Annotated in this window: 11 protein-coding genes and 2 pseudogenes; 8 read left to right on the top strand and 5 right to left on the bottom strand. The window is 67.9% G+C overall.

Annotated elements, in window-relative coordinates; all coding sequences use genetic code 11:
• Positions 1-1,019 precede the first annotated feature (1,019 nt).
• Complete coding sequence (locus tag A4R44_RS40135) at positions 1,020-1,355, top strand: signal peptidase I (protein ID WP_067593262.1); 336 nt, start codon at positions 1,020-1,022, stop codon at positions 1,353-1,355.
• 3 nt (positions 1,356-1,358) lie between these two features.
• On the opposite strand, the pseudogene A4R44_RS40130 reads toward A4R44_RS40135, so the two are convergent.
• Both A4R44_RS40130 and A4R44_RS51455 read right to left on the bottom strand, forming a co-directional pair.
• Positions 1,359-1,733 (bottom strand): annotated as a pseudogene (locus tag A4R44_RS40130) (transcriptional regulator); the annotation flags it as partial.
• A gap of 362 nt (positions 1,734-2,095) precedes the next feature.
• Positions 2,096-2,488, bottom strand: coding sequence for a hypothetical protein (locus tag A4R44_RS51455; RefSeq protein ID WP_232791990.1), 393 nt, complete (start codon positions 2,486-2,488; stop codon positions 2,096-2,098).
• Between the two features lie 18 nt (positions 2,489-2,506).
• Here A4R44_RS51455 and A4R44_RS51450 point away from each other — a divergent pair, with 18 nt between their 5' ends.
• Complete coding sequence (locus A4R44_RS51450) at positions 2,507-2,992, top strand: transposase (RefSeq protein ID WP_232791989.1); 486 nt, start codon at positions 2,507-2,509, stop codon at positions 2,990-2,992.
• A gap of 809 nt (positions 2,993-3,801) precedes the next feature.
• Here the strand turns inward: A4R44_RS51450 and A4R44_RS40120 are convergent.
• The 3 genes from A4R44_RS40120 to A4R44_RS40115 all read right to left on the bottom strand — a co-directional run bounded on the left by A4R44_RS40120 (position 3,802) and on the right by A4R44_RS40115 (position 4,867).
• Positions 3,802-4,185: an SRPBCC family protein gene (locus A4R44_RS40120; RefSeq protein WP_232791993.1), complete on the bottom strand. Its 384-nt coding sequence runs from the start codon at positions 4,183-4,185 to the stop codon at positions 3,802-3,804.
• Between the two features lie 65 nt (positions 4,186-4,250).
• Positions 4,251-4,376: a hypothetical protein gene (locus A4R44_RS51985; protein WP_255366222.1), complete on the bottom strand. Its 126-nt coding sequence runs from the start codon at positions 4,374-4,376 to the stop codon at positions 4,251-4,253.
• 17 nt (positions 4,377-4,393) lie between these two features.
• Positions 4,394-4,867 (bottom strand): SRPBCC family protein, encoded by a 474-nt coding sequence (locus tag A4R44_RS40115; RefSeq protein WP_067593256.1) that lies wholly within the window; start codon positions 4,865-4,867, stop codon positions 4,394-4,396.
• 256 nt (positions 4,868-5,123) lie between these two features.
• Between A4R44_RS40115 and A4R44_RS40110 the strand changes: the two genes are divergently transcribed.
• The 6 genes and pseudogenes from A4R44_RS40110 to A4R44_RS40085 all read left to right on the top strand — a co-directional run.
• On the top strand, positions 5,124-5,900 hold the full coding sequence (locus tag A4R44_RS40110; protein ID WP_232791988.1) for a GAF and ANTAR domain-containing protein: 777 nt from the start codon (positions 5,124-5,126) through the stop codon (positions 5,898-5,900).
• A 209-nt stretch (positions 5,901-6,109) separates the two neighbouring features.
• Entirely contained in the window at positions 6,110-6,442 is a 333-nt protein-coding gene (locus A4R44_RS40105; protein WP_067593253.1) for a plasmid stabilization protein, read from the top strand.
• A 37-nt stretch (positions 6,443-6,479) separates the two neighbouring features.
• A complete protein-coding gene (locus A4R44_RS40100; protein ID WP_067593250.1) occupies positions 6,480-6,680 on the top strand; it encodes a hypothetical protein in 201 nt (66 codons plus the stop codon).
• A complete protein-coding gene (locus A4R44_RS40095) occupies positions 6,677-7,330 on the top strand; it encodes a diguanylate cyclase/phosphodiesterase (protein ID WP_067593247.1) in 654 nt (217 codons plus the stop codon). The genes A4R44_RS40100 and A4R44_RS40095 overlap by 4 nt, the downstream gene beginning before the upstream one ends.
• Positions 7,327-8,454, top strand: coding sequence for a glutathione-independent formaldehyde dehydrogenase (locus A4R44_RS40090; protein WP_067593245.1), 1,128 nt, complete (start codon positions 7,327-7,329; stop codon positions 8,452-8,454). Before A4R44_RS40095 ends, A4R44_RS40090 begins: the two co-directional genes overlap by 4 nt.
• A 143-nt stretch (positions 8,455-8,597) precedes the next feature.
• Positions 8,598-9,957: pseudogene (locus A4R44_RS40085) on the top strand (thiamine pyrophosphate-requiring protein); the annotation flags it as partial.

The following is a 9,957-nucleotide window of genomic DNA, read 5'->3' as shown; positions in this document are numbered from 1 at the left end:
TCACCTGCGCGAACTGGCTAGATCTCGACTGCGAGCTACGCCCCGCATCAGACCGATTCAAGGTCGCCACCGCGCAGCCCGAGGCAGACTTGGCCCTCGACGAGCGCGCCGCAACCGCGGCAGTTCACCGCCTCGCCGAGTCACTGGCCATGAACACTCGCCTCGTGAACAGCCTGCTGTACCGCGCGCTTGCGCTGGGTATCGCTGAACACCAGCTCTCCGGATCCTTCGGCACCACGCACTTCGTCCACTACGCCCTGACGCTGGATCTGCTGGAGGGCGAGCTGGTCGACGCCATCATCGCTGGGGGACCGCTCAAGCTCCCTTTGCGAGACCGCTATCTCCCGGACCTTGCCTCCGTCCTCAACGTCAGCGACCGCCTCTGCGCCGGCGGCGCACTTGCCCTCACCGCCATCGCCCGCCCCGCCGACCCGTTCCGTGGAGAAGCCGACTACGTCCTGCTAGTCCAAGAACGCTCGGGCAGCGTCCTGAACGCGGCCCGCCGCCTAGCCGTCATCCCGAAGGGCTTCCACCAGCCCCTCACCGACGTCCGCCGCGACGCACAGATCGGCGCGACCCTCCGGCGCGAGATGGAAGAGGAACTGTTCGGCCGCCCCGACATCGACAACACTGTCACCGACTCTTTGACCGCGGACCCGATGCACCCGACGCTCATGTCGGAGCCGATGCGCTGGCTCATGCAAAAACCCGGCCGCCTCCGTATGGAGACGACCGGGTTCGGGCTGAACTTGGTGAGCGGCAACTTCGAGTTCGCCAGCCTCATCGTCGTCGAAGACGAAGAATTCTGGAACCAGTACGGCGGAGTCGTCGCCGCGAACTGGGAACCCTCGACGCTGCGCCAGTATTCGACCACGGACATCGAGCTTCTGACCGAACTGCTGACTGATGTAGCGTGGAGCAACGAAGGATTGTTCGCCATGACGCAAGGGCTTCGACGCCTCGCGGAAATCGGCGGAGACCGGGTTGCGCCTGCCAACGATCGAGTGGGAGATCAGCGAGTGACCGAGGGCTGGACCAGCGGCAATGCCAACGAAGACGCCGCAGGCAACCGCGGCTGGCTGGTCGGCCACTTCCTCGACCCCGCGCACGGAGTCCGAGCCACCAACGACGTGGAAGTCAAGTGGGCCAACCACCCTGCAGGAGATAAGCGTCCCGAGTGGACTTCCGACGACCAGCGCACCACGCTCGTCATGCTCATCTCCGGCGAGTTCCGCATCGAGGTCACCGGCGGTACGAAAACCATGACACGCCAAGGTGATTACGTCATGTGGGGTCCAGGAATCGACCACTCCTGGGAAGCGCTCGCCGACTCCGTCGTGCTGACCGTCCGGTGACCGTCAGCAGCGTAGGTCGATCGGTGGCAACGACACTCGCGCGCCACCGATCTCGGACAACCGGCGCAGGCCGAGCAGGAACGCGAACAGGCCCTCGTTCGTCCACTTTTCGTCGGTGATCAGCTCGCCGACCAGTTCACGGTCGAGCGACGAGTACTGCCTCAGGCCGGAGACTTCCCAGTTTGCCTCGACCACACCACCGAACCGTGGCCAGAACTCCTCGTCCTCGATCACGACGAGCGCCGCGAACTCGTAGTTGCCGCTGACCAGGTTGAACCCGAACCCCGTGCACTCCGTCCGCATTCGGCCCGGCTCGACCATCAGCCATCGCATCGGCTCAGACAATCGGGCCGGGTGCATCGGATCCGCGGCGCGCTGCACTCGTTGACAACTTGGCCGCTTTCGGGCGTGCCTTGCCTATGACACGTTTCCCGCACCGTCTGGCCCACCCAGTGGCTTGATAAGCAGCTTGTCCGCCGATACGGCGTGACTCGTCACAGTTACGCCTGGGTGCTCACCATGGCCGGTGCATGCCGATACCACTGCCGCTGCGGGAAAGGGCACTGCGTGAACATGCTGACCGAGTCGATCGAGGGCGTTATCGGAGTCGACACCCACCGCGACACCCTCGCCGCTGCCGCAGTCACCGCGGTCGGGGCGACACTGGGACACATCGATGCTGTCGCCGATGCCGAGGGCTACCGGCAGCTGCTGGACTTCGCCCGGGAACAGCTGCCCCGTCAGCGATGCTGGGCCGTGGAACCAGCAGCTACGGTGCCGGGCTCACCGCATTCCTCCTCCGGCAAGGGGAACGTGTCGTCGAAGCATGCCGGCCGAAACGCCCGCCGCGCCGCGGCGGGCGCAAGAGCGACGCCCTCGACGCCGCCCGAGAGATCCTCAGCGGCGATCACCTGATCGAACCCTGCCAGCGCGGCAACCGCGAAGCCCTCCGCGTCCTGATGAGCACCAGGGCCGGCGCGGTCAGCGCGCGCACCGCTGCGATCAACCACCTCAAGGCCCTGATCGTTTCCGCACCCGAGCAACTCCGAGCCGAGCTGCGCGACCGCTCCAGCGACGCCCAGATCGGCTACTGCGCGAAGCTGCGCGACCGCCCCGCCCAGAACCTCGAGCACCGCACCACCGTCCGCGCGATGCGGTCCACCGCCCACCGCATCCACGCGCTCAAAGCCGAGGCCAACGAACTCGAACGGGAGATCGCCCGCCTGGTCGGCCAGGCCCGACCGGACCTGGTGCGGCTGCCAGGCGTCGGCCCCCTCAGCGCAGCCCAGGTCCTGATCAGCTGGTCCCATCCGGGCAGGCTCCGCTCCGAAGCCGCATTCGCCAGCCTCGCCGGCGCGGCGCCGATTCCCGCTTCCTCGGGCCTGACCAACCGATACCGGCTCAACCGCGGCGGGGACCGCCAGCTCAACCGAGCGCTCCACACCATCGTGCTCACCCGCAGCCGCACCGACCCCGCGACCCGCGCCTATATCGACCGCCGCCTCGCAGAAGGCAAAACCCTCCGCGACATCAAGCGCTGCCTGAAAAGAATCGTCGCACGCCAGCTGTTCCGTCTGCTCCAGCACCACAACCAGGCCACCGACGACCAGAACATCACCACACTTGACGCGACATAGCAGCGTCATAAGGACACCCCCGCCGAGCGCGAAGCCGGGCCGGCCGAGGTACCAGTCCGGCGGGCCGATGAGGGAGCTGGCGGAGACCAGGATGTCGTCGAAGACGACGTCGCCGCTGTCGGAGGCGTCCATCCCGACCGCCTGCCAGGCGTCCGGGCGCCGCTGAACGCCGGGGTCGGTGAGATCCACGTCGACCAGCCGGTCGCCCGCCGCGACCAGCGCGGGCCAGCATTGACAGTCCGGAGCAGAACCGCACGGTGCCGCCGAGCCTGCCGTCTTCGAGGACCGCGCCGGTGCCGCCGGACTTCGCCGCCCAGACCCCGTAGAGCGCGCCGGGCACCGGGGCCGAACCGGCTTCAGTGAGGATCGCGACGGCGTCGGTGTGCCCCTCGGCCAGCCGCGCGAGGCTCAGATCGATCCGGCCGAAGGCAGCCAGCGCCGCCCAGCGGCCGAGCAGCCCGCCGGTGCCGGGCTGCGGCAGCTCGAGCGCTCCCGCCGCGTAAAGCGTGCGCAGGTTGCCGCCGATCGAAGCGGTGGACCGGGGCAGCGGCAGCGGCTTGGGCGGAACGGTTTCCAACAGACCGTGCTCTGGTTCTGGCTTCCCAGGTGATCATGCGGCTCCCGTTCCCGGATCGCGGACGGTCACGCGCGAGCGGCTGCTGCGTGGACCTGTCGTTCCTCTCGTAAGAGCCTCGGGGCGGGCAGTCACGATCGGCTTCAATGGGCGTCCTCCGGCCAGCGGTTCGACCTCGCCGTCACCACGGCGCCTGCGGTGGACGACGCAGGACTCCGCTGCCGAACCGAGGCCGTCAGGTTGAGGCGCCGAGGATCTCCTTCAGGCTCTTTTCGGTGTCGGCGCCCACCTTTTCGAAAACCGCTTTCGCGATCGGCGCGGCGAGCTTCGCGGCACCGTGGAACTCGATCGTGGCGTGATAGCTCAGGGTGGTGGCCGATCCTTCTGCGGTGAGGCTGATGTCGTCGGTGGAGGTCGCGGTGTCGTTGCGGCCCACGAACACCACGTGGCCGGGCTCGAGGCGAGTGAGTTCGTAGATCAGTTCGGTTTCAATGCCGGCGATCTTCGAGATGTTGCGCCAGCGCGAGCCGACTGCGACCGGGCCGCCGTCGAGCCGTTCGCAGGATTGTGTGCCGGGGCCCCATTCCTTGGCGTTGGCGAAGTCCTTGAGGTAGTTCAGGGCCTCCTGGGCGAAGTAGTCACGGTGAAGGTGCGGGTCACATCGACCATGGGCAGCTCCTCGGGTCAGCCTGACTGCGGGTCGGAGTCGTCGTGCTCATCGCCGGACGACGTGCCCTGTTCGCCGCGGGCTTCTTCTTCGTTCGGAGACTCCGCGGCGTCGCGGCGCGTCTCGCCAGCTGGTTCGGTCATGGCGGTTCTCCTTGCTCTCAGGCGTGGTGCTGGCCGGGGCGGTCGACGTCGCCGCGCCACGCTCCGGTCTCCTGGCCGTTGCGGGTCTCGATGAACTTCTTGAACCGGTCGAGGTCGCTCTGGACGCGCCGGTCGAGGATGCCGAGTTTGTCGGCGACGTTCTCCACGAAGCCTTCGGGGTCGATGTCCATCTGGACGGTGACGCGCGTCGTGGTGTCGTCGAGGCGGTGCACGGTCACGACGCCGGCGTGGTCCGGGCCGGAGTCGGACTTCCACGCGACGCGCTCGTCGGGGTTCTGCTCGGTGATCGTGGCGTCGAACTGCCGGGTGGCACCGGCGACACTGACGGTCCAGTGGGTGTGAGTGTCGTCCACCTGCTCGATCCGGTCGACACCTTCCATGAAACGGGGGAACTCTTCGAACTGGGTCCACTGGTTGTAGACGGTGCTCACGTCGGCATCGACGTCGACGGACTTGGTGATCGTGCTCATGCCGCGATCAACTCCTTTGGCTGCTGAGGGAGGCCGTGCCTGTCGAGTGCGGTCTCTGGTCGGCTACCCGGTGAACCGCTGCGCAAACGATCCAGCGTCGGAGAGGCGGTCGCGCAGAAGTCGGTGGGAGCGGAGCGGCGTCGGCCAAGATCGCCGCGAAACGACCGGCGCTGTCGTGAACTGGTGTTACGCGGGTTCCGCCGGCACGCCCCTCGGCGGAACCCGCGTAACACGATCGGGGGCTGGTGGAGGCGAGGTGACGACGCGCAGCATGCTCGCGTCCGCTGTGTTCGTTACGCTGGCGATCTCTGGTGAAAGAAGGCCGCTCGTGGCTAATGATTGTGGTCATTCCGAACAGGGCACGCTGAGCGAGACGCTTGGGGCGATCGCGCGCACGCTGCAGGCCGAACCGGACGTCGACGCCACGCTCGCCGCGATCGTCAAGGCCGCGGTCGACCACGTCGAGGGCGCGGAGTTCGCGGGAATTTCCCTGCTCGAGCGCGGGCGTGCGATCCGCACGGTTGCCCCGACCGAGGAGGTCGTCACCGAGATCGACGCGGTGCAATACCGCACCCAGCAGGGCCCGTGCGTCGACGCGATCGCCGATCACCACGTCTACCGCACCGGCGACCTCGCCGCCGAGGACCGTTGGCCGGACTTCGCGCCCGTCGCCGCCGAGTTCGGCGCGCGTTCGATGCTGTCGTACCGGCTGTTCGTCACCGACACCACGCTGGGTGCGCTGAACCTCTACTCCCGCGAGCAGGAGGCGTTCAGCGGTCAAACGGAGGACGACGGCCGGATGTTCGCCACGCACGCGGCGATCGCGCTCGTCGGCGCCCAGACTGAGGCGGACCTGCGCGCCGCACTCGAGCACCGCGACGTCATCGGTATGGCCAAGGGCATCCTGATGCAGCGCCACGACCTCGACGACGAGATCAGAGCATTCCGGGTGCTGGTCGAGGCTTCCCAGAACTCCAACATGAAGCTGCACCGCGTCGCCGCCTGGCTCATCGAACACCGCCGCGACCTGTGACCGTCGCAGGAGGACGGTCGAGGGCAGGGTGCGGGTCGACCTCGTCGGCCGACTGTTTGACTGGCGAGGCTCGATCGGTGACCGGGGCCCCTGGGCCGGCTGCGCGAGACGCGGCCGGCTCGGGGGAACGTCATGCCCGCCGTGCGGGACCAGGGCTGGTTTGCCCTTCAGCCGACCGGGTAGCCACCGAGCACGACGAAGGAGGATCCGTGCCCGAGCAGAGCTGGAGCGACAAACGCGAACGTCAATACGATCACATCAAGTCCTCGCAGAAGAAACGAGGTGCGAGCACCGGACGAGCCGAGGAGATCGCCGCGCGGACGGTCAACAAGAACCGGGCCCAGGCCGGGGAATCCCGTGCCGCCAGCAAGACCTCGACGCAAGACATGTCACCGCAAAAGCGAGGCGGACAGCGCTCGGGGAACCGGCAGGGCCCTGGCGGGCCGACCAAGGACCAGCTCTACAACGAGGCGAAGAAGCGCAACATCAAGGGCCGTTCGAGCATGACCAAGAAAGAACTGCAGAACGCCCTGGGCCGCTGACGGCGGTGCCGCCTTCGCCGAGTGCCCCGTCGACGTCGTGCCGGTCGGCGGGCGCGAGCCGGAGGACGTCCTCGTGCTGCCGGATGGCGATCTGATCACCGGGGTCGAGGACGGCCGGATTCTCCGGATCGACGGAACCGGTGCTCGGGCGCACGACGAGATGCTGCGCCTCGGCAGCCTCACCGAACGCGGAATCGCGGTCATGGACTTGGCCGTCGCGAGAAGGGACCGGGAATGAAGCCTCCGTTGAAGGCGCTGAAGAACGTCGTCGTGAACCGGCCGCGGCTGCGGATCCCCGACCGCGCGTCCGACGTGGAGACAGCCACGCTGCGGTACCTGCTCTACGGTCTCCTGCCGGCGTGGTTCGTACCTGGCCTGCTGGACTGGTGGCAGCACCGCCGCACCCGTATCGAAGACACCGCCGGCGTTCGCGAATCCCTGATCCACCTGCTGATGATGGCCGAGGTCGGCCTCCCGATCGCCCTCGCGCTGCTGTGCGAGATCAACCCGCTGGTCCTGACGATCATGGCCGCCACCATCGCCGCGCACGAGGCCACCGCGCTGTGGGACGTCAAGACCGCCGTCGACAGCAGCCGCGAGGTCACGCCGATCGAGCAGCACATCCACAGCTTCCTCGAGTCGCTGCCGTTCATGGGTACCGCAGCGATCGCCTGCCTGCACTGGAAGGACGCCCGCGAGCTGCTGCACGCAGGAGACCGGCGCGGCGCTTGGCGGCTGCAGCTCAAACGCCACCGCCTGCCCGGCGGCTATCTCGCCGCCATCGCCGCGGCTGTCGGCGGGCTGATCGCGGTGCCCTACGGCGAGGAGTTGCGGCGGTGCGTCCGTACCGCGACGAACATGACCGAGATGGGAGAAAGCATCCGATGAAGGCACTCGTTTACCAGGGAGCATTCGACGTCGCCGTCAAGAACGTGCCCGACGCGCGAATCGAAGACCCGAAGGACGCGATCGTCCGCATCACCACGACGAACATCTGCGGCTCGGATCTGCACATGTACGAAGGCCGCACCGACGTCGAAGAGGGGAAAGTACTCGGCCACGAGAACATGGGCGTCGTCGAGTCCGTCGGCGACGCCGTCGAGCGGATCAAGGTCGGCGACCGCGTCTCCCTGCCCTTCAACATCGCCTGCGGCACCTGCGGTAACTGCATCAAGGGTCTGACCGGCTTCTGCCTGCGCGCCAACCCCGGGTCCGCGGGTGCCGCCTACGGCTACGCGAGCATGGGCCCCTACAACGGCGGCCAGGCCGAATACCTGCGTGTCCCGTGGGCCGACTTCAACGCGCTCGTGCTGCCTGAGGGCACCGCCCACGAGCTCGACTACACGATGCTGTCCGACATCTTCCCGACCGGCTGGCACGGCGTCGAGCTGGCGAAGATGCAGCCGGGCGAGACCATAGTCATCTACGGTGCCGGGCCCGTCGGGCTGATGGCCGCGCACGCCGCCAAGATCAAGGGCGCGTCGCGGGTGTTCGTCGTCGACCAGCAGCCGGACCGGCTCAAGCTCGCCGAACAGGTCGGCACGGTCCCCGTCGACCGGTCGTCGGGTGACGCGGTCGAGCAGATCACCGACTTCACCGGCGGCGGCGCCGACCGCGGTGTCGACGCGGTCGGCTACCAGGCCCACGGCCCCGATGGGGTCGAGCAGCCGGAGATCGTGCTCAACGAGCTGGTCGCCGCAGTGAAACCGACCGGCGGCATCGGCGTCGTCGGCGTCTACGTTCCGCAGGACCCGGGTGCCGAGGGCGAACTGGCGAAGGAGGGGAAGCTCGCCTTCGACTACGGCACGTTCTTCTTCAAGGGCCAGTCGATGGGCACCGGGCAGTGCAACACCAAGCAGTACAACGCCCCGCTGCGCGACCTGATCGCCGAAGGCATCGCCACGCCGGGGTTCCTCGTGTCGCACGAGCTGAGCCTCGATCAGGCAGCGGAAGGCTACGACCACTTCGACAAGCGCGAAGACGGCTGGACCAAGGTCGTCTTGCACCCGTGAAGCGTGAGACGTCGGCAATGACCGGACTGACCTGACGACCGGAACGGAACATGGTTCGCGACTAGGGATCGTTTCGCGGGCCACGGCGTACCGGGCCCGCCGCCGGGTACCCGAGACCCCACTCCAGAAGTACGCGTGAGGAGTTGTCCACGGCTCAGACGGTCGGTGAACACTTGCTCCAGCGATTGCGCGAATGGGGTGTCGAGTAGGTCTTCGCCTATCCGGGCGACGGGATCAACGGCCTCGTCGCCTCCTTCGGCAAAGCCGACAACCAGCCGCGCTCCGCGCAAACCCGGCACGAAGAGAAATGGCGGCGTTCGCGGCGGTCGGCTACGCGAAGTTCAGCGGCAACGTCGGCGTCTGCATGGCCACTTCCGGCCCCGGCGCCATCCACCTGCTCAATGGTCTCTACGACGCCAAGCTCGACCACGCCCCGATCGTCGCGATCGTCGGGCAGACCGCGCGCAGCGCGATGGGCGGCAGTTACCAGCAGGAGGCCGGCCTGCAGGCGCTGTTCAAAGACGTCGCGAGCGAGTACCTCGTCGAGGTCAACGTCCCCGAGCAGCTGCCCAACGCCCTCGACCGGGCGATCCGCACCGCCCAGTCGTCCCGCTGCCCCACCGCCCTGATCATCCCCGCCGAACTGCAGGAAGAGCCCTACGAGGCGCCGAAGCACGCCTCCAAGCAGGTGCCGTCCAACCCGCCGGGCACGTCGTGGCCGGCCCCGGTGCCGCCTGAGCGTGACCTCGACGCCGCGGCCGAGGTGCTCAACGCCGGCGAGAAGGTCGCCGTCCTCGTCGGGCAGGGCGCGCGCGGCGCAGCCGAGGAGGTCCGGCAACTCGCCGAGGTCACCAGCGCCGGTGTCGCTAAAGCGTTGCTGGGAAAGGATGTCCTCTCCGACGAGCTGCCGTACGTGACCGGCGCGATCGGGCTGCTCGACACCCGCCCGAGCTATGAGCTGATGCGCGACTGCGACACCCTTCTGATCGTCGGCTCGAACTTTCCGTACAGCCAGTTCCTGCCCATTTCGGCCAGGCCCGCGCCGTGCAGATCGACCTGGACGGGCGGTTCATCGGGATGCGCTATCCGACCGAGGTCTACCTCGTCGGCGACGCCGCCGCCACCCTGCGCGCGCTGCTGCCGAAGCTCACGAGCAAACCGGACCGGTCCGGGCGCGAAACGATCGAAAAGAACGTCGCCTCCTGGTGGGACACCGTCGAGCGGGAAGTCGAGGTGGACGCCGACCCGGTGAACCCGATGGCCGTCGCCTCCGAGCTGTCGAAGCGAATCCCGGAGAACGCTATCGTCACCGCCGACTCCGGTTCCTCCACCAACTGGTACGCCCGCAACCTGCGCATGCGCGGGGACATCCGCGGATCGCTGTCGGGCACGCTGGCGACCATGGGCCCGGGCGTGCCCTACGCGATCGGCGCGAAGTTCGCGCACCCCGACCGGCCGGTGATCGCCCTGGTCGGCGACGGCGCCATGCAGATGAACGGGCTG

The sequence above is a fragment of the Amycolatopsis sp. M39 genome, assembly GCF_001651785.1.
In the GTDB taxonomy this organism is placed as follows: Bacteria; Actinomycetota; Actinomycetes; order Mycobacteriales; family Pseudonocardiaceae; genus Amycolatopsis; species Amycolatopsis rubida.
Note: the sequence above shows the minus strand (reverse complement) of the source record. Positions and strands in the feature narration are given on the sequence as shown.

Excerpts from the sequence above, each read along its gene's own strand:
- A4R44_RS51985 (WP_255366222.1), bottom strand. The coding sequence starts at position 4,376 with ATGACCGAACCAGCTGGCGAGACGCGCCGCGACGCCGCGGAGTCTCCG.
- A4R44_RS51450 (WP_232791989.1), top strand. The coding sequence starts at position 2,507 with ATGCGGTCCACCGCCCACCGCATCCACGCGCTCAAAGCCGAGGCCAAC.
- A4R44_RS40115 (WP_067593256.1), bottom strand. The coding sequence starts at position 4,867 with ATGAGCACGATCACCAAGTCCGTCGACGTCGATGCCGACGTGAGCACC.
- A4R44_RS40090 (WP_067593245.1), top strand. The coding sequence starts at position 7,327 with ATGAAGGCACTCGTTTACCAGGGAGCATTCGACGTCGCCGTCAAGAAC.
- A4R44_RS40095 (WP_067593247.1), top strand. The coding sequence starts at position 6,677 with ATGAAGCCTCCGTTGAAGGCGCTGAAGAACGTCGTCGTGAACCGGCCG.